The following is a 22,611-nucleotide window of genomic DNA, read 5'->3' as shown; positions in this document are numbered from 1 at the left end:
GGATTCCTACAGTTCGTGCTGCTCAGGACATGATCGGGTCGCTCTGGCTGCGGTGCGGGTGCGGGTGCGCGGAGTGGACGTACTTCATGGCAGCGCGGGGGGAGAGGCCGAAGAGGCGGATGAGGTGGAGGGGGTCGTCGCTGTGCTGGGCCTCGTTGAGGATGCGGTCCACGCGCAGGCGGCCGGCCTGGTGGCCCTGGGCGCGCAGGGGCTTGTTGATCGCCTCGATCGACACCGGGGTCGGGTGTCGTCGGTGGTAGTGCGGACGGTGACCAGCATGTAAGGGCTGGTGGCGGCGAACCACTGCCGTGCCGGGCGGTAGGTGAGTTCGTCCAGGTAGACGGTGTGGACGGGCTTGCCGGTGCGGCGCACGCGGAGGGTGGCGCGGCTGTGGTCGAGGTCGTCCAGCAGCAGGTGGCGCTGGTCGTGGGTGCTCAGGGCGTGCACGGCGGCGAGCACGAGGCTGAGCCGGTCGCGAGAGTTGGGGAGGCGGTCGAGAGTGCCGCGCAGCATGTCGTCGGCCAGCGGCCTGGGCAGCACGACGGCGGTGGTGAGGGAGACGTTGCGGGCCGGGTCGCGGAAGATGAGTTTCTCCCGTTTGAGGGCGCGGAACAGCGAGCGCAGGGCGGTGGCCCGGGACTTGGCGGCTTCTCCCTGGACCGGTTCGAGGGCCTGCTTGATGTGGGTAACGGTGACGGCCCGCCGATCGGTGATGCCGTCCTCGTACCAGGTGCACAGCGCGGGCGCGGCCAGGCGCAGGTAGGAGCAGGTAGGAGCAGGCGGTCGACGGGGCGAGCGGCCGGCTGGGTCGTCGGGCTGTGCCGTACAGGACGTCGATCCACCGGTGGAGCGGGCCGCGGAACGGTACGGGGGCGGTGTCGGCGAGGTGCCGGGCCCGGCCCAGAGCCGCATCCGAATGCCGGTCGGAGGCAAGGCGTCCGCTCACGCGCAGGTAGTTGATGACGCGGGCGCCGTGAAAGTGCTCGCGGCGGGCGATCAGCCGCACGTCCTCCTCCGGCAGCGGAGCGTCGGCTCCGAGGTGGGCGAGCAGGACACGCAGGGTGCGGATGCTCCCGCTCATGCGGCTGGCGTCCCAGCCACGGCTCTCGATGTCGTCGACGAAGTCGTTCAGCAGGATCAGGGCGGCCGGGGGTAGGGCCGGGAGGTGCCGGTCGTCCAGGCGGGTCCAGTCCCGCGGCAGGTGGAAGAGCTCCAACTGGTCCGGCGGTGCGAGGTGTTGGGAAACAGGGCGGGCGGCCCGCGAGACTTGGATGGCGTTACGGCGTTTGCGCTGGAGACGGCGGCGCCCGTTTCGGAGGCGCCGGAGCCTTGCGCATCACGCTGAATCTTCAGAGGATCTGCAGAGTTGACGCTCCATCAGATAGATCCGGCCGAGCATCTACCTGGGAGGAGTTCCATGGTGCCGGACACCACCGAGACAACCAACGACGAGGCCACGTTCCCGTTCCCGCCGGGATCCCATGGCAGCCCGCCCGGAGCGTACGAGAGCAGGCGACGCGGTTGCCCACTGGCACCCGTGGTGCTACCCAGCGGCGACGAAGTCCTCCTCGCCACCGCCTATGACGATGTGCGAGTGGTCTACGCGGACCCGCGCTTCAGCCGGAACCTGCGCTACGACGGCGCTCCGCGCATGCTGCCCGACGCCGACTTCTCCGACGACCCGAACGCATTGGTCAACATGGACCCGCCGGATCACACCCGGCTTCGGCGCATAGTGCAGGCGGCGTTCACTCCCCGAAGGGCGGAGAGTTGGCGGTCCCGGATCCAAGCTGTCGCAGACCAACTGCTTACGGAGATGCGTGTCGGGTCGCGTCCGGTCGACCTGATGGCAGCCTTCGCCTTTCCGCTGCCGATCAACATCATCTGCGAGTTGCTCGGTGTCCCGGCTGAGGACAGCCCCTATTTCCGCAGCTGGTCGGACACGTTCCTGTCCACCAGCACCGCTTCTGCACCGGAGCGCTCCAAGGCCGCCGCGGAGTTCATCACCTACGTCGACGACCTCATTGCCGCGCGCCGTACAAACCCAGGCGAAGATCTGCTCGACGACCTCATCAACGCACACGACGAGAACGACCGGCTCAGCTCGGACGAACTGGCGCGCATGGTACGAGGGCTGATCGTTGCGGGCCACGAGACCACCGGCAACGTCATCGGCCGCGGCGTTCTCGCCCTCCTACGGCACCCGAACCAACTCACTGCAATGCGCCACGATCCAGGGCTCGTGCCCACTGCCGTAGAAGAGATCCTCCGTATGGAAGTCCCAGGCCACGGAGGGCTGTTGCGAGTGGCAACCGAAACCGTGTTGCTTCCGTCTGGGGCCACCGTAGAGGAAGGTCAGGGCGTCCTCGCGCCTGTCGTGGCCGCGAACTTCGACCCGCAGCACTTTCGTGACCCCGATACGTTCGATATCGGACGTGCTGTCGACAAGCACCTCGCCTTTGGGTATGGCCCTCACTACTGTCTCGGAGCCAACCTCGCTCGCGTCGAGTTGCAAGTGGCCATAGGCTCGGTGATTCGGGAATTTCCTACCCTCGCGCTCGTGGGTACAGCACAGGAACTCGCATGGACGAACGGAAGTCGGGTCTGCGGTCTCTTGAGTCTCCCTGTCACTTGGTAGGGGAGAACCCAGAGTCCCTGATGCTCCGCGTGACACGTCCCCGCCGGTTGCCAAGCAGAAGGGCCTGCAGCAGGTCAGGCCGTCTTCTTGAAGACGAGCACCTCCGTGGAGGCCACGCCCAGGGGAGCCAGGAAATTGGCCTCAAGGGTGAAGCCGAGCGTCGCGAAGAGGTCCACGCATGTGCGGCGGGGCATGGCGGCCGGGAACGAATCGTGACCGGAGCCGCCCTTCATTGCCCAGACACGCATCGTCTCCGGGGCGAGGCAGGTCTCCGTCATGACGTCGAAGACGATCCGTCCACCCGGCCGTGTGACACGGGCCATTTCGAAGAAGTAGCGGCAGGCGCCGAGGAAGGTCAGGGTGTTGAAGACCTTGTGGGCCTGGACGAGGTCGACGCTGTTGTCCGGCGTGGCGTCGAGGCTGAATCCTGTCACCGGTTGGGCGACCACGCCGAAGGTGTTCACCAGGTAGTTGGCCCAGGGCTCTGCCGTCTCGTAGATCTCGTAGCGGGTCGGTGAGCACTCCTTCATCGTCTTCTCCAGGTACCGCCCGGACCCGGGGCCGATCTCAAGCACCGTGTCCGGTATCGCGGCGAAGACGCCGAGGGTCCGTAGTTCGTCGACGGTGGACTGGGTGGCCCCCGGGGTTCCGTTCATGACCTCGTCGATGTAGTCGCCGACCGACAGACCGGCCGCCCGCGCGGCCCGCATCGTCGGCTCGAAGGGGATGAAATCATCGACGCCACCTTGAGGGGTTGTGCTGCGCACGAGTTGGAACCCTGTGCGTTCCAGGAGCCGCTTAGCCCCGGACTTTGCCCTACTTGCTGCCGTCATCGGTCCACTCCTTCCCGGGCCGCCGTCTGGGTCGCGGAGAAGCAGAGTTCCGTGGCCGATGGGACGAACCCGGAGTCCGAGCGGGGACAGGCGATTGCCGCCCGGCCGCGCTCGGTGCACAACTCGTACGTACGCCTTGGGTGAGCGCCGACGCACTCGGCGAGGACCCGAGCAGCAGCATGGCCTCGGGCCTTCCGGTGTGTTGTGGTGGACCGGCCGGTACGGCCCGCCGTGACGACGGGCGCGAACGCTCGCGTCGCATGTGACATGTGGTTCAAAGGACTTCCCCTCGCCACGGGACTCGCGCAGAGCCCGCGTGCCGGAATGACGGACAGAACCGTCCCCGAAAGGGACGGGTGAGTGCACCGAAAGCCGTACAGGTACCGCCGTGATGGATCAGCCGGCGGCGTACGGCAGGGGAAGAAGCGGTGGGCCGCGACGCACCACTGCGCCGGCCAGCAGAACTGATGACCGGGGAGCCCGAGTCGGCCCGGAGCTCACGCGCCAGGCGGCCCCGAACTCTGCCACTTCGTACGGGGTGCAACCAGGAACCAGGAGCCTGCGCAGCAGTGCGCGCAACGCGCACCACTCCGTCCCCGCTGCGTACAGCACGCGGCGCACACTGTCGTCGAGTCCGTGCAGCAGGACGGCGCAGAGCAGGGCCAGCAGGACGTGGCCGATCACCACGGGCCATCCTGCGAGCACGGAAGACGGCAGCAGTCCGTGTTCGCGGAACGTGACAGAGCTGTCGGCGAGGACGAACCAGTAACCGATGACGGCCTGGCTGCCGAACGCCAACAGCACTTGGGTACGGAGAGACTTGTTGCTCCCAGCACCAGGCAGGGCCACGGCGAACAGGAAACAAGCCGCAAGTGCCTTGACGAGCCGGGACGGGTTCGATTCAAAGGCCAGGTCATGCACGATCACCGTGACAATGGTCCCGAGCAGGGAAAACATCCCCGCGCGGGCGGCTGCCATCATCGCCAGAGGTGGCAGGTGGCCACGGCGGCCTACATCAAGAGTGCGCAATGTCCCCCCTCCGTCAAATTGCCATGATGAGCCCTGGTGCGCGACTTGTCACCCCTTCTGTCCTGTCGGCCCGGGCCTCGCGCCTTCGTTCGAGTGCGCCTCGGTGACCCGTGATCGCCGGGTCCGGCAAGGCGGTCGGCCTGACGGCGGCTCGAACTCAGTGGCCGGTCAGAGTCTCCAGCGTCATGGATACCAACTGCTCTTCCAGGACTGCTTGTTCGGGCATGAAGGCTGTGCGGAAGGTGCGGGCGTGCAGCAGGGACATCAGCCACCAGGCCGCTGCGTGCGGGTCGAGGTCGGCGCGGAGGACGCCCTCGCGCTGCCCCTCACGGACCAATCCGGCGAAGGTGTCGGCGAACTGCTGGTGCGCGGCGTGGACCGCCTCCCGCAATTCGGGTTCCCCGGTGAGTGTGAACGCGTCAGCGAAAAGGAAGCCCAGCGCTCCCCTGGAGTGGAAGCGGACCATGTGCTCCGGCTTCAGGAAGCCGGCGAGCAGGTCGGTCACGGGCCGGCCGGACTCCACTGCCTCGGTGAGCGTCGAGCAGACGTGGGATACGGCTCGGTTCAGGACCGCCCGGTACAGCGCGGACTTGGTGCCGAAGTTCTGGAAGACGACCGGCTCGCTGACGCCGACGCGGGCGGCCACGGCGGAGACCTTCGTGCGCTGGTAGCCGGTGTCGGCGAACAGTTCCGTGGCGGCGGTCAGGATCGACTCCCGCCGCTCGGTCGGGGTCATGCGCACCCGTCCGGTGCTCCGCCGCGTCTGCTTCGTCGACTCGCTCACACCCGCATGGTACGGCCCCTTGTCGATCCTGCTTAGTCGTGACTAAGCTGCGGCCATGGACTTAGTCACGACTAAGTAAGGGGCCCGATCGTGAAGAACCTCGGACAGCTTCTCCAGCACGGACACCCGCATCCGGACACCGACGGTCTGACCATCGCCCACGCGCGGGGCTACGAGCTGTGCGGAGCCCTCTGCTTCGGCGGGATGCGCCCGCGCGCGTACGGCCGCCTCGCGCGCCTGAGTGGTGCCCGGCCCGGCGACCGGGTCCTGGACGTGGGCTGCGGCACTGGCTACCTGACACGCCGCATGGCCAAGGCCGTCGGACTCACCGGTTCCGTCCTCGGTATCGATCCCTCCGCGGAGGTCGTCGAGTACGCCCGCGGGAAGACGAGCGAAGCGCACTGTTCGTACGAGACCGGCGTCGCCGAGGAGCTGACCGCGCCTGACGCCTCCTTCGACGCCGTCGTCACCAGCCTCGCCGTCCACCACCTCCCCGAAGACCTGCGCCCGGCCGCGCTCCGCGAGATGTACCGCGTCCTGCGCCCCGGCGGACGGCTGCTCGTCGCAGACTTCCGGCCGCCGCGCACCCGGGCCGTACGCCACTTGGTCGCCGCGAGCGCCGGACACGTGATGGCCGACTACCGCGTGGACCTCCTCGACGGGCTCGTCACGGAGGCGGGCTTCGAGGTGCGGCACCGCGGTGACGTACGGCCCTGGCTGCGGTACGTGCAAGGTGTGCGCCCGGAACGGCCGTAGTCCGGCACGGCCGTAACGACGGCGCGACATCGACGGTCAGTGGCGGACGCGGTGGTGACACGGGCACGACCCGCGCCCCATGATGGGGGGCATGGGGGGTTCGGTGCATGTGTCCGGTGTGCGCCGCCACGGCCGGAGGCCGCGGGTGGTGCCGGTGGTGGCTGCCCGGGCGGGGCTCTTCTCCGTGCTCGGGACCGCGGTCGCCTCCACGGTCCATCATCTGGCGTTCGACTCCAGCCCCTCGTGGCTGGTGCGCGCTCTCGCCGCGTGTCTGCTCCTCGGCATCGCGCTGCCGGGCGCGGGCCAGGACAAGCCGCTGGTACGGCAGTTGGTGCTGGCGGCCGGTGCGCAGCTGGTCGTGGGCTACTGGTTCGTACGGTCCGACGACGCGATCTCCGTTCCGGCACACGCGGTGTGGCCTTCCTCCGTGCACGCGGGCTGGCCGGTGGTGATCGCGCACCTGCTGTTGACCGTGCTGTGCGCGGTGCTGCTGCGCGGTGTGGACACCTGCCGCCGACGAGTGCTCTACGTCGCCGGGCGCGAGTGGGAGCATCTGCGCGAGCGGATGTGCAGGCTGCTCGTTCCGGTCCGTACGCCCGTCGACCTGACCGCGGCCGTCTGCGCCGCGTGGCGCACGTACGCGGGGCCGGCACCCGGTGTCCCGTTCCAGATCCTGCTTGCGGACACGGTCGTCAGGCGTGGTCCGCCCTCTTCCTCCTGGTCGCCGCGGACGCGGCGGCTCTCGGCGTGCATCTGAAGTTCCGATCTTTCATGCCATGCCATGCCATGCCGGAGCGCGGGCTGCCCAACTGAGCCGCGCCAGGGGGGAATTCCCATCATGTCCAAGAACGTCGTCGTCATCGGGGCGGGCCCCTACGGCCTGTCCACCGCCGCGCATCTGAAGGCGCGTGGCCTGCACGTCAGGGTGTTCGGCTCGCCGATGGCGAGCTGGGCCGAGAACATGCCCGCGGGCATGCTGCTGAAGTCACCGCCGAACGCGTCGATGTTGTCCGCGCCGCGCCCGGGGTTCACGCTGGACGACTACGCCCTGCAAGCGGGCGAGATCCGGCTGACCGGGCACGACCAGGTGCCCGTCGAGATGTTCGTGCGCTACGGACGCTGGTTCGCCGAGGAGTTGGTGCCCGAGGTGGAGCAGGTCCGGGTCCTGGGCGTCGACCGGCAGGCCGACGGCTTCCACCTCAAGCTCGCCTCGGGCGAGGAACTCCGGGCGTCGACTGTCGTCGTGGCCAGCGGTATGGACGGCTTCGCGCACGTCCCCGAGCCACTCGCCGAGTTCGTGCCGGAGGGGCTCGTCTCCCACAGCTCGCACCACGCCGACCTGGCGGCGTTCGCCGGGCGTGAGGTGGTCGTGGTGGGCGCCGGTCAGTCCGCGCAGGAGAGCGCCGCCCTGCTGCACGAGGCCGACGCGCGTGTCCAACTGCTGGTGCGGGCAAGGAAGTTGGTGTTCGGTGCGGGACCGACCCCGCCCCCGCACTGGCAGCCCGACACCCCGCTGGGACGGTCCTGGGGGCTGTACGGCGTCGTGCATCACGCCGCCGCCTTCCGCTTCCTGCCCGCGGCCACCCGACTGCGGCTGGTCAAGCGGGTGCTCGGCCCATTCGGGTCCTGGTGGCTCAAGCCGCGGCTCGACGGAGCCGTCCCCGTGCGGCTGGGAGAGCACATCACGGGCGCGCGACGGCAGGACGAGGGCATCCTGCTCACCACCAGGGACGGCGAAGGTCGCACGCACACGGTTGCGGCGCAGCACGTCCTGGCCGCCACCGGTTACCAAGTCCGCCTGGACGGACTGGACTTCCTGGCTCCCGAGCTGCGCGCCGGACTCACCCGCACTGCCGGGTACCCGCATCTCGACGCGGGCCTCCAGTCCTCCGTACCAGGCCTGCATTTCACGGGCATCCAGGCGGCCGCCACCTTCGGACCGCTGATGCGGTTCACCTGCGGGACCGCGTTCGCCGCGCCCCGTCTGGCAGCAGCCGTTGCGGGGCGCCGAGCCGGGAGGTAGCAGCAGAGCAGATCTCAAGGTGTGAGGACGGGCGCGATGCCTCGGGTTCCCCGTCGGGTCGTCCAGGCGATCGGGCTGCCGACCGCCCGGGTGGTGCTGCTGTGGGCGGCGATTCCGGCGCTGCCGTCTCATCGGAAGCACGACCCGAACTTGACCGGCTCTTGGTCGTGCAGGCCCAACTCGCGCGCACCGTCCCCGGTTTCCGTCCGCACAGCAGCGAGCCGGGTGAGTGTCTTTGGTCCAGAACCACTCTCACCAGCCGGAAGAGGGCGTTCCCGCAGACCGTGCGCCGAGGTGCAACAGCAGGGCGCTGCCCCGGAGTTCCCCCTCCGGGGCAGCGCCCGTTCGCATTCCCGCGACGTTAACCGAACAGCAAATTTTCAACCAACATCACTCAAGAAGCCCTGACATGTACGCGTCGTAAATGCCACCCTCTCTCCACCCGCCGCACGAGCTCAGCAACGTCACATCCGTTCCGGCCGGCGCCCCCACGCCGACCGGGATCCCCCCACCAAGGAGCTTGCGTGACCCCCCTCTACGCGCGCCACAAGCGCACAACTCTGGCCATCGCGACCGCCGTTGCCGCCGGAGCCCTCCTCGCCACCGGTCTGATCACCGGTGCGACCGCTGCCCCGGCCCCGGCAGGGTCCCTGGCCGTGGCCCGCACGGCCGGCTCACCCGCCGCGCTGTCCAACGCCGCTCGCGCCTCGCTCATCCAGAAGGCCCAGGCCGACGTCGCCGCGACCGCCCAGCAGATAGGTCTCGGCACCAAGGAGAAGCTGGTCGTCAAGGACGTCGACGGCACGGTGCACACCCGCTACGAGCGCACCTACGCGGGCCTCCCGGTCCTCGGCGGAGACCTGGTCGTCGCCATCGGCAAGACGGGCAAGACCGAGCGCGTGACCAAGGCGACGAAGGCCACCATCAAGGTCGCCTCGCTCACGCCGAAGATCACCGCCGCCAAGGCCGAGAAGCAGGCGGTGAGCGCCGCCAAGACGCTGGGCTCCGCGAAATCCGCGGCCGACGGTGCCCGCAAGGTGATCTGGGCCGGCGGCGGCTCGCCGGTCCTCGCCTACGAGACGATCGTCGGCGGCCTCCAGGACGACGGCACCCCCAACCGGCTGCACGTCATCACCGACGCGGCCACCGGCAAGAAGCTCTTCGAGTACCAGGGCGTCGAGAACGCGACCGGCACCGGCAAGACGCTGTACTCGGGCACGGTCAGCCTGACCACCACGCTGTCGGGCACGACGTACTCGCTGACCGACGCCTCGCGCGGCGGTCACAAGACGTACAACCTGAAGCACACCACCAGCTCGGGCACAGGCACTCTGTTCACCAACACGACCAACACGTGGGGCACGGGCGCCGCTTCGAGCTCCACCACCGACGTGACCGCTGCTGCCGACGCCGCGTACGGCGCGCAGGAGACGTGGGACTTCTACAAGAACACCTTCGGCCGCAGCGGCATCAAGAACGACGGTGTCGGTGCCTACTCCCGTGTGCATTACGGCAGTTCGTACGTGAACGCGTTCTGGGACGACGACTGCTTCTGCATGACCTACGGCGACGGGTCCAGCAACACCCACCCGCTGACCTCGCTGGACGTGGCCGGCCACGAGATGAGCCACGGCGTCACCGCCAACACGGCCGGCCTGGACTACTCGGGCGAGTCGGGTGGTCTCAATGAGGCGACGTCCGACATCTTTGGCACCGGCGTGGAGTTCTACGCCAACAACTCGTCCGACCCGGGTGACTACCTCATCGGCGAGAAGCTGAACATCAACGGCGACGGCACCCCGCTGCGCTACATGGACGAGCCCAGCAAGGACGGCGGCTCGGCGGACTACTGGTCCTCCTCGATCGGAGACCTGGACGTGCACTACTCGTCGGGCGTGGCGAACCACTTCTTCTACCTGCTGTCCGAGGGCAGCGGTTCGAAGACGATCAACGGTGTCAGCTATGACTCGCCGACGTACGACGGTTCCACGGTCACCGGCATCGGCCGCGCCGAGGCGCTGCAGATCTGGTACAAGGCGCTGACCGAGTACTTCACGTCGACGACCGACTACTCGGGCGCCCGCTCGGGCACCCTCTCGGCGGCGGCCGACCTGTACGGCTCCGGTTCCACCGAGTACAACGCGGTGGCCGCGGCCTGGAGCGCGGTCAACGTCAGCTGAACAACGGAGAGTTGACAGGGCGGCACCCGGGACTGCCCGCATCCCGGGTACCGCCCCTGCCGGACGTCGTGGCGGCGAACGTCAGGCCTGGTAGGTCACAGCGACCACCACATCCGCCAGGTCGAGGCGATGCCCCTGGCGCAGCAGTCGGCGGTCGAGATCGCCTTGCCGACCTGAACGGCGACGGCAACTACCGCGTCTCCCGCGAGTGGGTCGATCCGACCGGCATAGTCAGGCGACGTTCCACGGGAACTGCGCGAGGAGTGCACCCGGACCCTCCTCACCCGGCCGGCCGGGGACTTCGTCTTCGTGCTCACCGGGTTCCGCTTCACCTACGACAGCGAGGACCACCACCTTGGCAAGATCGCGGTGTCGGAGAACAACAGCCAGTTGATCACGGCGTCGAGGACCTCAATGGCGACGATGCCTACAGCTACGACATCAGCTACGCCTGGGTGCCCCGGTCCAGGCTGGGCATGGTGGGCAGCGTCCAGAACACGGTGCACGCCACCGATCTCTCCACGAACGCCGCCGCGGGGGAGATGGTCGTCCGGGGATGCTCCATCGACAACCTGGGCACCGGCACGGCGGGTGACAACCACATCCGCGATCTGGGTGTGGTGGCCAACGCGAACTCCATGGACACCATTTTCGGCGACAGCAATCCCGCGGACTCCGCCGACTGGGGCCCGCAGGTTCAGTACACGACCTTGCTCTGAAGCGGGTGGTCGCGAAGAAGGCCGCAGGAACCTCTGCGGTGCCGGATGCGCCGAGGGGGATCGGTCGGCAGAACTCGACCGGGGTGTCGGGGGCTGAGCGCACAGGGCTGTCAGTCGCTTGGCCGAATTACAGGCCGCGGCCACACCCCGGGCGGGATAGTTTGTCCATGTTTTCTCCGGCTCCCGCCTCTCCTCCTACAGGCTGTAGGGTGCCGGTAACCCTACAAACTGTAGGGGGGAGGGTGGACCATGTCCGGCAGCACATACGCGACACCCGCTGGGACCCGACGGCCCGGACCGCCGACCGCGTCCGGCCGCTCGGAGTACCCCCTCGCGCTGGTGGCCGCCGCCTTCACCGTGGCCCAACTGGCGCTCGTACGCCCGGGGTTGGGCCTCGGTTGGGACGAGACCGTGTACGTCAGCCAGATCAGCGCGCACGCCCCCGCCGCCTTCTTCAGCGCACCCCGGTCCCGTGGCATCTCCCTCCTCGTCGCACCCGTCACCTCCTGGTCCTCGTCCACCACCCTGCTCCGCGTCTACCTCGCCGCCCTCTCCGGTCTGGCCCTCTTCCTCGCACTGCGCGCCTGGCGCACCCTGTTCCCCGTCCGCGTCCTGGCCGTGGCGGGCACCCTCTTCGCCTCCCTCTGGGTGACGCTCTTCTACGGCCCACAGGCCATGCCCAACTACTGGGTCGCCGTGGGTGCCCTTGCCGCGACGGGCTGCTTCCTGCGGGCCCGCGCCGACCACGACGCCGGGACTGGTCACTCCGGCCGGACCGCCCTGTGGGGCCTGGCGGCGAGCGCGTCCCTGATGGCGTGGATGCGGCCGACCGACGCGGTGTGGGCGACCCTGCCCCTCCTCGCCCTCTGCCTCTTCGCACGCCACTGGCGGCTGCTCACCGTCCTTCTCGCCGGGCTCGCCTCCGGCGCCCTGGAATGGGTGATCGAGGCGTACGTCAGCTACGGCGGCCTCACGCAGCGACTGCACGACGCCTCGGCGATCGAGGGCGGACTCGGCTGGCACTTCGCGGTCACCGACCAGCTGCGCAGCCTGGGCGGACGTACCCTGTGCCGCCCGTGCACGGGTGCCATGCCCAACCCGGCGGTCGACGTCTGGTGGCTCGTGCTGCCCGTGCTCGCCGTCGCAGGGCTGGTCGTCGCGGTCCGCGCCCGGCGCGCCGCGCCCACCCTCGTGCCCTTCGCCTGTGCCGCGACAGCCGCCTTCCCGTATCTCTTCATGATCGGCTACGCGGCCCCGCGCTTTCTGCTGCCCGCCTACGCGCTGGCGGCGATCCCCGTCGCGGACGCGCTGGTCCACCTGGTCACCAGACCGACCGGAGCGTGGCGGCGGGTCGCGGTGGCCCTGCTCGCGGTGGGGCTCGCCGGGCATCTGGCGGTCCAACTCACCGTCCTGGAACGCACGGTGAGTCGTACGGACGCCCAGCACCGCGACTGGTCCCGCACCGCCGCCGAACTCCACCGCCTGGGTGTGCGCGCACCGTGCCTGCTCACCGGGCAGGACGCCATCCCGGTCGCCTTCTACACGGGCTGCGCCTCCGCCGCGACCGAGGGGCACAACGCCAACTCCAACCGGACCGTCATCGACCGGACCGCCCGCCGTATGCCCGTCGCCGACATCACACCGGCCGGCAGCCGCCCACCCGCGTACGCCCACGACTGGCCCGTCCACCACTACGGCCCACTGGATCTGCGCGTCGCCCCGGCCTCCGAGAGGAGCGGAGGCGCATGACGGCACCCCCGGGCCTCACCGCGGCGACCGGCACCCGGCGCCGACGTGCCTACTGGCAGGGCGCGTTGACGTTCTGTGTGCTCGTGGCCGTGGCCTGTCTGCTCCAGCGGCACTGGCCCGTGCTCGCGAACGGCGCCGGGCGGCTCGCCGTCGCCGATCAGGGGTGGCTGCTGGTGGCCGGGACGGCCGCGTTCGGGACCTGGGTGTCCTCGGCACTCGCCCAGCAGGGCGCGGTGCCCCAGCGGCTGCCCGGCGGACGGCTGGTGGCCGCGCAGTTCGCCGCGTCGGCCGCCAACCACGTGCTGCCCGCAGGACTCGGCGCCGGCGCCGTCAACCTGCGCTTCCTGATGCGCTGCGGGCTCCCGGTCGGCCGCTCGGCCAGCGCCCTCGCCGTCAAGGCGACCGCCGGCGTGGTCGTCCGGATCGTGCTGATCGGCGTCCTCGCCACCGCCTGCCCGGGCGTGCTGCGCGTCCCGCACATCTCCGTGGGCGTGGTGGGCGTCGCACTCGCGGTCGTCGCGCTGGCGGCCGTACTGCTCAACTGCCCGCTGTGGCCCCGGTGTCGGCGTGCGCTCGCGGCGGTGCTGGCCGACATCCGGGCCGTGCACGCCAGGCCGCAGCGGGCCGTGGCCCTGTGGGGCGGTTCGCTGGCCTTCGCCGCGCTGCACTCCCTGGTGCTGATCTGCGTCACGCAGGCCGTCGAACTGCCGCTGTCCCCGGCCAGGGTGGCGCTTCTGTATCTCGCCGCGAGCAGCGCCGCCGCCCTGTTGCCCACCCCGGGCGGTATCGGCTCCCTCGACGCCGCCCTGGTCTTCGCCCTCACCGCCTCGGGAACCACGGCGTCGGCCGCCGCGTCCGTCGTCCTCGGCTACCGGCTGCTCACCGTGTGGCTGCCGCTGATTCCCGGCCTGTTGGTGCTCGGGGTACTTGTCCGCCGCAAGGACCTCTGACACCGAACGGCGTTTCCCGTCCCACCGGTTCAGGTAGGAGACCGTTGTCGACCCACGGACGAGGGGGAGTTGCATGGCGGGGAACGAGAACGACGGCCGGCCGGCGGAGGAGTTCTTCACTCCCGGAAACTCGTCCTTCACCGACTTCCTGGCCGCGCACCGGCCCGCGCTGCTGCCCACCCGCCGCCCCTTCCCGGACGGCGTCCGCGCGAAGGACGGCCAATTCCCGCACGGCACCACGGTGTTGGCGCTCACCTTCCGCGACGGTGTACTGATCGCCGGCGACCGCAGGGCCACCATGGGCAACGTCATCGCGCAACGCGACCTGGAGAAGGTCCACCCGGCGGACGACCACACCGCGGTCGCCTTCGCCGGCACGGTCGGGCTCGCCGTCGACATGGTCAAGCTGTACCAGGTCGAGTTGACGCACTTCGAGAAGATCGAGGGCGTCCCGATGACCCTCAACGCCAAGGCCACCCGCCTCGCCGGCCTGATCCGGCAGAACCTCGGCCAGGCCATGCAGGGTCTCGCCGTAGTACCGCTTCTCGTCGGCTACGACCCCGCCGCCCCCGAGGGCGCCAAGGGCCGCATCTTCACCTTCGACGTCGTCGGCGGCACCTACGAGAAGCCGGACTTCCACGCCGAGGGCTCAGGATCCCCGTACGCCAGGGGCGCCCTGAAGAAGCTGTTCCAGCAGGGCATGTCCCGGCGCGACGCGGCCCTGACCGCGCTGCAGGCGCTGTACGACGCCGCCGACGACGACTCGGCCACCGGCGGTCCCGACATCAACCGCCGTATCTTCCCCATCGTGTCGGTCATCACCGAGGACGGCTTCGAGCGGCTGCCGGAACCGGAGACCGAGGCGCTGACCCGCGAGATGGTCGAACAGCGGCAGAGTCACCCGGACGGCCCGACCGTCGCACCCTGAGCGAAACTGTCCGGGTGGAAGCCGACAACGCGTTGACCAGTGCCGTGGGAACAACCGAGCCGTCCCGCGTCTGGTCGCATCCGACGCTCAAGCTGCACGCCCTCGTCGATACCGCCGGAGCGGTCCGGCTGGGAGCACCCGGCCAGGACTGGGCCCGCCTGGTCCCGCTCGTCGAGGTCACCGCGACCGGGCACGGGCGCCTGTGGTCGGGAGAGCGCTTCATCGAGACGGCCGTCGGCGAACGCCTCGCCTACCGTGATCACGAGACCGTACGGGACGGAAGTGCGGAGCGTACGACGATCCGGCTGGCCGACCCCGTGACCGGGCTGGTCGCCGAGGTCACCCTGGAGACGGTTGCCGGCTCGGGTTCTCTGCGCTCGCGGGTGCGGCTGGTCAACGAGGGCGTCGAGCCGGTCCGGGTGGAGAGCGTGACGACCCTGACGCTCGGCGGTATCGCCGGTCCCGACAAGGGAGTTGACGGTCTGACGCTGCACTGGGCGGACAACAGCTGGCTCGCCGAATGCCGTTGGCGCCGGGCCCGGTTCCGTGACGAGGTCGTGGAGTTGAACCGGTCCGTCCACGGTCATGAGGGGCGCGGCTGCTTCGAGCGCTACTCGCAAGGGAGTTGGTCCACCGGGCGCCAGCTGCCGGTCGCTGCCCTCACCGACCGCGACGGCGGAGCGTGGCTGTGGCAGATCGAGTCGAGCGCTGGCTGGCGCTTCGAGACCGGAGAGCGTGAAGGCGCGGCCTTTGTCGCCCTGTACGGGCCGGACGACGCCCATCACCAGTGGCACCAAACCCTGGCGCCCGGCGAGGAGTTCCGCACCGTCCCGGCCGTTCTCGTTCACACGGAGAGCGGCGGTCTGGACGCGGCCTTCGCGACCCTCACCGACTACCGCCGCGGCATCCGCCGCGACCACCCCGACCATCGCCGACTCCCGGTGATCTACAACGACTACATGAACACCCTGATGGGCGACCCCACCACCGAGCGGCTTCTGCCCCTCGTCGAGGCGGCGGCGAGCGCCGGTGCCGAGGTGTTCGTGATCGACGCGGGCTGGTACGACGACGCCCAGGGCTGGTGGGACTCCGTCGGAGCGTGGGAGGCCGCGCCCGCCCGCTTCCCGGGCGGTATTCAGGAGGTCCTGGACGCCATCAGGAAGCACGGCATGACGCCGGGGCTGTGGCTGGAGCCCGAAGTGGTCGGCGTCCGGAGTCCGTTGGCCGACTCCCTGCCGCCCGAGGCGTTCTTCCGGCGCGGCGGTCTGCGCGTCACGGAACACGGACGGCACCACCTGGACCTGCGGCACCCGGCCGCCCGCGCCCACCTCGACGAGGTCGTGGACCGGCTCGTCGGCGAGTGGGGTGTCGGCTATCTGAAGCTCGACTACAACATCAACATCGGCCCGGGAACCGAGAACGGCCCGGAAAGCGCGGGCGCGGGACTGCTCGGGCACCACCGCGCCCATCTCGACTGGATGGCCGGACTCCTCGACCGTCACCCCCGACTGGTCCTGGAGAACTGCGGATCGGGCGGTCTGCGCATGGACTACGCCCAACTCGCCGTGGCGCAGGTCCAGTCCACCAGCGACCAGCAGGACCCGCTGCGCTATCCGCCCATCGCCGCCTCGGCCGCCACCGCCGCCGCACCGGAGCAGGCCGCCGTCTGGGCCTACCCCCAGCCCGACCAGAGCCCGGACGAGATCGCCTTCACCCTCACCGGCGCACTGCTGGGCCGTATCCACCTCTCCGGCTTCCTCAACCGCATGGACGACGAACGGTTCGGCCTCGTCCGCTCCGCGCTCTCCGTCTACAAGGACATCAGGGCGGAGATCGCCGCCGCGCACCCGTTCTGGCCGCTGGGCCTGTCCGGCTGGGACGACGACTGGATCGCCCACGGGCTCCGGGGCACTCGGTCCACCTATGTGACCGTCTGGCGGCGGGAGTCGGACGGCGCCGTGGACTGCGCGCTCGCCGTCCCCCACCTGCGCGGCGCTCTTGTCGACCCCGTGGTGCTGTATCCGGCGACCGCCGACGCAGGTGTGGAGTGGGACGCGTCCGAGGGACGGCTGACGGTGTCGCTGCCCCGGGCCGCTACCGCCGTTCTCCTACGGCTGGGCGGCAGCTGACCCCACGAACCGGCGTGGCACGGATGGTCCGTCGGTGATCGTCGGGGAACAGGCCCCGTGTGTATTCAGCCGGAAGGCCGCCTTCGACCGGCGGTGCCGGGCTGCGGGCGCTTCGTCGAGGAGGGCAAGGAGGTCTGGTTCGAGCTGGAGGTCGACCCACCGGACGGCCTGGACGACACGGCGGAGTCGGGAGCGCACCGCCCGGCCCCGGCCGGCGACGGCGACCGGCTATGCCGCGGAACTCCGGGACGCATGCTCCTCCCGTGGTGGTACGGCTCCGTCCGGCGAGTCCGCGAGCAGCCACGCCGGCAGCCACCAGGCCGCCCCGCACAGGCACACGCCGAGCCACCCGACGGCGAACAGCCAGCCGCCGAGCACGTCGGTGAACCAGTGCACGCCCAGATACACCCGGGTCAGCCCGACCAGCACGCCCCAGCAGCCGACGACCAGACAGAGCGCGGCCCGTCCGTGCGGAGCACGCACGCGTGTCGCGAGGATCACCAGGCCTGCGGTGATCGCCGCCGTGGTGGTGTGGCCCGAGGGGAACGACCAGCCCGAGGCGTGTCCGGCCCAGTCGGCCAGCGGCGGGCGGGGCCGCGCGATCAGCGTCATCACGCCGTAGCGCAGTCCCTGTCCGGCGGCGAGGCAGGCCACGGCCAGGGCAGCGGCGAGCAGGCGGCGGCGCACGGTGCGGCCGGTGAGGAGTCCGGCGAGGACGACGAGGGCGTACGGGACGATGCCCGTGCCGGTCGCGGTCACACCGCGAGCCACCGCCACCGCCATGTCTGGGCGGTGGGCGACGGACCACGACAGCAGGTCCTCGTCCGTGAACAGCGGGACACCCTCCCGCCCGATCACGACCATGCTCAGCACACCGAACGCGGTCCAGGCACCCACCCCCACGCTGCCCGCCAGTTCGGCGACGTCCTTGCGGTTCATGACACCACCAGCGGTCGCAGCCGGCCGGCCGTGATCCGCCGTGCCAGGGACTGCGGTCGGCGCCGCACCAGGACCATCGCGCCGAACGCGAGGAGCGTGCCGACCAGGAGGCCCGCCACGACATCGTGCGGATAGTGGACCCCGACCCACACCCGGGACACCGCCATCGCGAGCGCGGCCACCGCGGCGAGCGCGCCGAGCCGGCGGGAGACGAAGAACAGGGCGACCGCCGCAGCCGCCGCGATCGTCGCGTGGTTGCTGGGGAAGGACCAGTCGCCCCGCGCCGGACAGGCTTCCAGCGTGACCACCCGCAGGCTCTGGCAGGGGCGGTTCTCCCGCACCAGCGACTTCAGCAGGGTGTCGATTCCGTAGGCGGCCACCACGACCAGCGGCACGGCCAGTGCCGTCACCGCCGCCTCGGCACCCACCCGGCGCGCCCGCCACCAGCCCACGACCATCAGCACGGCGAACACCGCGAGCCCGTACGTCGACCACACCGAGACCGTGTCGTCCAGCCAACCGGGCGCCTGCTGCGCCGAGTTCACCACGTCCTCGTAGGCCGAGCCGTCGATCGAGGAACCCTGGAAGGCGACGAGGACCATCAGCGCGCCTCCCCGACCCGGGCCGCCCTGCGGGAGCGGCGCACCTCGGCGGCGAGGGGGAGCAGCGACACGACCACGATCAGGGCGACCATGGGCAGCAGATACTTGTCGACATTCGGGACCGAGGAACCGAGCGCGTAACCGGCGAGCGTCAGTCCCAGACTCCACACCAGACCGCCCACCACCTGCCACACGGTGAACGTCCGGACGGACACCCCGAGCGCGCCCGCCATCGGGTTCAGCACCGTCCGCACCACGGGCACGAAGCGGGCCAGCACCACCGCCTTCGCGTGGCCGTACCGGTCGAGCAACTCCTCGGCCCGCCGGGCGCCTTCGTGCAGGCGCGGCGAGCGGCTGCGGGTGAGCAGCGCGCCGCCCGCCTTCCGGCCGAGCAGATAGCCGCACTGCGCTCCGGCGAGTGCGCCCACCGCCGCCGCGACCAGAAGGGGCGGGAGCGACAGCTTCACGGCTCTGTCCGCGCCGCCCGTGCAGAGCAGACCCGCCGTGAACAGCAGGGAATCGCCGGGCAGGAAGAACCCGATCAGCAACCCCGTCTCGGCGAACATCACCACGCCGACCCCCAGCACACCGAAGGCGGCCAGCAGCGACTTGGCGTCCAGCACATTGACGGCGAGCTGGGACGCCAGGTCCAGGGGTGTGGTCATCGTCGCGAGGCCCTTCGCCGGTCGGATGTCCCGTACGACATCCATCTCTGACTACAAATCTGTAGACGGTCTACTCAACTGTAGACGATCGCAGGGCGTGAGGAGTTCCGCACTTTTGCCCGGTCGTTGCCGATTCATGACTGATGGACTACACGCATGTAGTCATGATGGTCCGCGAAGTAAGGCATGCCTTCACTAACCAAGGAGGGTTCGCGCCCAATGTGGGACGACGCGTTTCCGAGCTTTCTGATCGGGCTGCGGGAGGGGCTGGAAGCGGGACTCATCGTCTCGATCCTGGTCGCCACCCTCGTCCGCGCCGACGCCAGGTCCCGCCTGCCGCAGGTGTGGACAGGTGTGCTGGCCGCGATCGCCCTCGCGCTGAGCTTCGGCGCCGTGCTCACGTTCACCGCGGCGAACCTCTCCGCCACCGCCCAGGAAGCGTTCGGCGGTGTCCTCAGCGTGATCGCCGTCGCGTTCGTCACCGCGATGGTGTTCTGGATGCGCCGCTCGGCACGCACCTTCTCCGGCGAGATCAGGGAGAAGGTGACCGGCGCCCTCGGCATGGGCGCGGGCGTCCTGATGCTCACCTCCTTCCTCGCGGTGGGCCGCGAGGGCCTGGAGACGGCCCTGTTCCTGTGGACCACCGCCCGCGCGGCCGGCGAGTCCTCCGGCCCCCTGGCCGGCGCCGCCATCGGCCTCGTCCTCGCGGCGGGCCTGTGCTGGGGCCTGTACCGCCGGGTCCTCAGGATCAACCTGACGAAGTTCTTCACCGCCACCGGCGTCGTCCTGATCGTCATCGCCGCCGGCGTCCTCGGCTACGGCCTGCGCGACCTCCAGGAGGGCGGCGTCCTGCCCGGCCTGACGACGTACGCCTTCGACCTCGGCGGCAGCGTCGACGCCGGCTCCTGGTACAGCACGCTCATCCAGGGCGTGTTCAACCTGATGCCCACGATGACCTGGCTCCAGGTGGTGGGCTACGTCGGCTATCTCGCCGTGGTCCTGCCGCTGTTCGTGCGAGGCGTGCGAGGCGTGCGGGCTCCGCGTGCCGAGCGCGTCAAGACGCCGGAGGCGGAGCCCGCACCGGAGTCCACGCCCGCACCGGCGGCCCCGGAGTCCGTGTCGTCCCCGCGCCGCCGCCCCGCCTGGGTGGTCCCCGTCGCCGTGGTCGCCGTACCCGCCGTCGTTGCCGGGCTCGTCGTCGCCTTCGCCCGCCCCAAGCCCGCGAGTTCCGAGACGGTCGCCGTCTCCGAGACGGAGTGCGGCAAGGGCTTCACCGCGCCCGACACCGGACGCCAGACCTTCCAGATGCACAACACCAGCGACAAGACGTCCGAGGTGTATCTCATCGACCCGACCACGGGCGCGGTCTACGGCGAGGTCGAGGGCCTGGCCCCGGGCACCACCCGGGACCTGGTCGCCACCGTCGCGGGCGGCTCGTACGCCTGGCGCTGCGTCCCCACCGGCGCGAAGGCCGTCACCTCGGCCACCGTGCACGTCAGCGGCGGGGGCGGGACGGTGAAGGCGGTCGTCCCCGTCTCCGAGAACGACCTCGCCGCACCCCTCAAGGCCTACAGGGTGTACGTCGACCAGGGCCTGGCCACGCTGGAAACCCAGACCCGGCAGCTCAGCGCCGACATCGCGGGCGACCACCTCGGCAAGGCGCGCGCCGACTGGCTCACCGCGCACCGCACGTACTCCTCGCTCGGTGCCGCCTACGGAACCTTCGAGGACTTCGACAAGAAGATCAACGGCCGGGCCGACGGGCTGGCCGGGGGAGTGGACGACAAGGACTTCGCGGGCTTCCACCGCATCGAGTACGGGCTGTGGCACGGGCAGTCGGCGGGCGAGTTGAAGGTGCCCGCGCAGCAACTCGCCACCGCCGTCGTGGGGTTGCGCAAGGCGTTCCCCACCCAGGACTTCGACCCGGGCGATCTGCCGCTGCGGGCCCACGAGATCCTGGAGAACGCCCTGCAGTTCGAGCTGACCGGCGACACCGACGAGGGCAGTGGCACCAACCTCGCGACCGTTGACAGCAACCTCGCCGGCACCCGTGAACTCCTCACCGTACTCAGGCCGTTGCTGACCAAGGAGTCCTCGACGCTGCTTCCGACCGTCGACGCCGCCGTGGCCCGGCTGCAGAAGCTGCTCGACTCGGCGCACCAGAGCGGCGGTTGGACCCCCGTCGAGCAGCTCGACCCGGCGACCCGAGCTCATCTCAACGGCGCCACCGGGCAGTTGCTGGAGGACCTGGCACCGGTGCCGGATCTGCTGGAGATCAGGAAGTCCGCCTGATGAGCGCCGAGAACACGAACAGCACTGGCCGTAGTGAAGGGAACCGTCCGATGTCCACTGCCGAAACCCCGGGCTGCCCGGCCGGAGCCGGCCGTCGCTCCTTCGTCCGGACGGCGCTCGGTGCCGGGGCCGCCGGAGCGGTGCTGGCCGGCGGGGCGTTCGCGCTCGCCGAGACCGGCGGCAGTACCCAGGCGCAGGCCGCGGACACCACGAACGCGGCGAAGGTGCCCTTCCACGGCACCCATCAGGCGGGCATCCTCACCCCCGCCCCGGCCGCCGCGACCTTCGTCTCCCTCGACGTGATCGCCGACAACCGTGCCGAACTCGCCGATCTGCTGCGGACGATCACCGATCGGGCCCGCTTCCTCACCGCAGGCGGTACTCCCGCCGACCTCGGTGTCGGCGCGCCGCCCGCCGACAACGGCATCCTCGGACCGGAGGTCCCCGCCGACGCCCTGACGGTGACCGTCGGCGTGGGCGCGTCCCTCTTCGACGACCGCTACGGCCTCGCCAAGGCCAGGCCGAGCCGGCTGACCCCCATGAAGACCTTCCCGAACGACAACCTGCGCGCCGCCGAGTGCCACGGCGACCTGTCGCTCCAGGTGTGTGCCGCCCGTCAGGACACGGTGCTGCACGCGCTGCGCGACATCGCCCGGCACACCCGGGGCGGCATGCAGATCAAGTGGCGCATCGACGGCTTCCAGAACACCCCGCGCCCCACCGGTGCCCAGCGCAATCTGCTCGGCTTCAAGGACGGCATAGCCAACCCGGATGTGAAGTCCGCCCGCGAGACCGACCGGCTGATCTGGGTCGGCGACGGACAGGGCGAGCCGGCCTGGGCGAGCGGCGGCAGCTATCAGGTGATCCGGATCATCCGCATGCTGGTCGAGTTCTGGGACCGGGTCTCGCTCAGCGAACAGGAGCTGATGTTCGGCCGCCGCAAGGACACCGGCGCCCCGCTGGACGGCGCCAAGGAGACCGACATCCCGCAGTACACCAAGGACCCCAAGGGCACGGCGATCCCGCTCGACGCCCATATCCGCCTCGCCAACCCGCGCACCGCGGCCACCGACACCTCGCGCATCCTGCGCCGCGGCTACAACTACGACCGGGGCATCGACACCGTCGGCAACCTCGACATGGGCCTCGTCTTCTGCTGCTACCAGCAGGACGTGAAGCGGCAGTTCGAGGCGACCCAGACCCGGCTGATCGACGAGCCCCTCGTCGACTACATCTCCCCGACGGGCGGCGGCTACTTCTACGCGCTGCCCGGCGTGCGGGATGCCAAGGACTGGCTGGGGCGGCGTCTGCTGGCGACCTGACCAGGGACTTTCCCTTCCCATGACCAAGACCTGCCGTGGGCTTTGCCGACCGTTACTGCGAATGGGTTGCAGG

At 70.2% G+C, this 22,611-nt stretch carries 19 protein-coding genes; 12 read left to right on the top strand and 7 right to left on the bottom strand.

The annotated features are described in order from the left end of the window. Positions 1-84: 84 nt before the first annotated feature. Complete coding sequence (locus ACWDEW_RS38790) at positions 85-912, bottom strand: hypothetical protein (RefSeq protein WP_450519493.1); 828 nt, start codon at positions 910-912, stop codon at positions 85-87. A gap of 505 nt (positions 913-1,417) precedes the next feature. Here ACWDEW_RS38790 and ACWDEW_RS38785 point away from each other — a divergent pair. Beyond that, positions 1,418-2,638, top strand: a complete 1,221-nt coding sequence (locus ACWDEW_RS38785) for a cytochrome P450 (RefSeq protein ID WP_450519491.1) — start codon at positions 1,418-1,420, stop codon at positions 2,636-2,638. Between the two features lie 74 nt (positions 2,639-2,712). Here ACWDEW_RS38785 and ACWDEW_RS38780 read toward each other — a convergent pair whose 3' ends face one another. From ACWDEW_RS38780 to ACWDEW_RS38770, 3 genes are all read right to left on the bottom strand, one after another. Beyond that, entirely contained in the window at positions 2,713-3,471 is a 759-nt protein-coding gene (locus ACWDEW_RS38780) for a methyltransferase domain-containing protein (protein WP_450519489.1), read from the bottom strand. Between the two features lie 396 nt (positions 3,472-3,867). Next, positions 3,868-4,452, bottom strand: a complete 585-nt coding sequence (locus tag ACWDEW_RS38775) for a hypothetical protein (RefSeq protein ID WP_450519487.1) — start codon at positions 4,450-4,452, stop codon at positions 3,868-3,870. Between the two features lie 205 nt (positions 4,453-4,657). Continuing rightward, positions 4,658-5,284 (bottom strand): TetR/AcrR family transcriptional regulator, encoded by a 627-nt coding sequence (locus ACWDEW_RS38770; protein WP_450519485.1) that lies wholly within the window; start codon positions 5,282-5,284, stop codon positions 4,658-4,660. A gap of 90 nt (positions 5,285-5,374) precedes the next feature. On the opposite strand from ACWDEW_RS38770, the gene ACWDEW_RS38765 reads away from it, so the two are divergent. The 9 genes from ACWDEW_RS38765 (at position 5,375) to ACWDEW_RS38725 (ending at position 16,718) form a co-directional block, all read left to right on the top strand. Beyond that, positions 5,375-6,040: a class I SAM-dependent methyltransferase gene (locus ACWDEW_RS38765; RefSeq protein WP_450519483.1), complete on the top strand. Its 666-nt coding sequence runs from the start codon at positions 5,375-5,377 to the stop codon at positions 6,038-6,040. Positions 6,041-6,131: 91 nt separating this feature from the next. Beyond that, positions 6,132-6,797: a hypothetical protein gene (locus tag ACWDEW_RS38760; protein WP_450519481.1), complete on the top strand. Its 666-nt coding sequence runs from the start codon at positions 6,132-6,134 to the stop codon at positions 6,795-6,797. A gap of 81 nt (positions 6,798-6,878) precedes the next feature. Further along, the gene (locus ACWDEW_RS38755; protein ID WP_450519479.1) at positions 6,879-8,063 is read left to right on the top strand and encodes an NAD(P)-binding domain-containing protein; all 1,185 of its coding nucleotides are present in this window, start codon (positions 6,879-6,881) and stop codon (positions 8,061-8,063) included. Positions 8,064-8,587: 524 nt separating this feature from the next. Continuing rightward, positions 8,588-10,243 (top strand): M4 family metallopeptidase, encoded by a 1,656-nt coding sequence (locus ACWDEW_RS38750; RefSeq protein ID WP_450519477.1) that lies wholly within the window; start codon positions 8,588-8,590, stop codon positions 10,241-10,243. A gap of 455 nt (positions 10,244-10,698) precedes the next feature. Continuing rightward, entirely contained in the window at positions 10,699-10,962 is a 264-nt protein-coding gene (locus ACWDEW_RS38745) for a hypothetical protein (protein ID WP_450519475.1), read from the top strand. Between the two features lie 249 nt (positions 10,963-11,211). Next, positions 11,212-12,711, top strand: a complete 1,500-nt coding sequence (locus tag ACWDEW_RS38740) for a hypothetical protein (protein ID WP_450519473.1) — start codon at positions 11,212-11,214, stop codon at positions 12,709-12,711. Further along, positions 12,708-13,661 (top strand): lysylphosphatidylglycerol synthase transmembrane domain-containing protein, encoded by a 954-nt coding sequence (locus ACWDEW_RS38735; protein ID WP_450519471.1) that lies wholly within the window; start codon positions 12,708-12,710, stop codon positions 13,659-13,661. The genes ACWDEW_RS38740 and ACWDEW_RS38735 overlap by 4 nt, the downstream gene beginning before the upstream one ends. 73 nt (positions 13,662-13,734) lie before the next feature. Further along, on the top strand, positions 13,735-14,589 hold the full coding sequence (gene prcB, locus ACWDEW_RS38730; RefSeq protein WP_450519469.1) for a proteasome subunit beta: 855 nt from the start codon (positions 13,735-13,737) through the stop codon (positions 14,587-14,589). 14 nt (positions 14,590-14,603) lie between these two features. Further along, positions 14,604-16,718, top strand: a complete 2,115-nt coding sequence (locus ACWDEW_RS38725; RefSeq protein WP_450519467.1) for an alpha-galactosidase — start codon at positions 14,604-14,606, stop codon at positions 16,716-16,718. Between the two features lie 228 nt (positions 16,719-16,946). Here the strand turns inward: ACWDEW_RS38725 and ACWDEW_RS38720 are convergent, their stop codons facing one another. From ACWDEW_RS38720 to ACWDEW_RS38710, 3 genes are read right to left on the bottom strand one after another with little or no spacing between them, the layout of a single operon-like run. After that, positions 16,947-17,657 carry a phosphatase PAP2 family protein gene (locus ACWDEW_RS38720; protein WP_450519465.1) on the bottom strand — a complete coding sequence of 237 codons (711 nt, stop codon included), beginning with the start codon at positions 17,655-17,657 and terminating at the stop codon, positions 16,947-16,949. Further along, positions 17,654-18,259: a phosphatase PAP2 family protein gene (locus ACWDEW_RS38715; RefSeq protein WP_450519464.1), complete on the bottom strand. Its 606-nt coding sequence runs from the start codon at positions 18,257-18,259 to the stop codon at positions 17,654-17,656. Before ACWDEW_RS38715 ends, ACWDEW_RS38720 begins: the two co-directional genes overlap by 4 nt. Continuing rightward, on the bottom strand, positions 18,259-18,924 hold the full coding sequence (locus tag ACWDEW_RS38710; RefSeq protein WP_450519462.1) for a DedA family protein: 666 nt from the start codon (positions 18,922-18,924) through the stop codon (positions 18,259-18,261). The genes ACWDEW_RS38715 and ACWDEW_RS38710 overlap by 1 nt, the downstream gene beginning before the upstream one ends. 219 nt (positions 18,925-19,143) lie before the next feature. Between ACWDEW_RS38710 and efeU the strand changes: the two genes are divergently transcribed. Beyond that, positions 19,144-21,216: an iron uptake transporter permease EfeU gene (gene efeU, locus ACWDEW_RS38705; RefSeq protein ID WP_450519460.1), complete on the top strand. Its 2,073-nt coding sequence runs from the start codon at positions 19,144-19,146 to the stop codon at positions 21,214-21,216. Positions 21,217-21,266: 50 nt separating this feature from the next. After that, complete coding sequence (efeB, locus tag ACWDEW_RS38700) at positions 21,267-22,538, top strand: iron uptake transporter deferrochelatase/peroxidase subunit (protein ID WP_450519458.1); 1,272 nt, start codon at positions 21,267-21,269, stop codon at positions 22,536-22,538. Positions 22,539-22,611 lie beyond the last annotated feature (73 nt).

Source organism: Streptomyces sp. NPDC001100 (assembly GCF_053598575.1).
The sequence above is the reverse complement of the archived record's forward strand: the minus strand, read 5'-3'. Positions and strand labels throughout refer to the sequence as shown.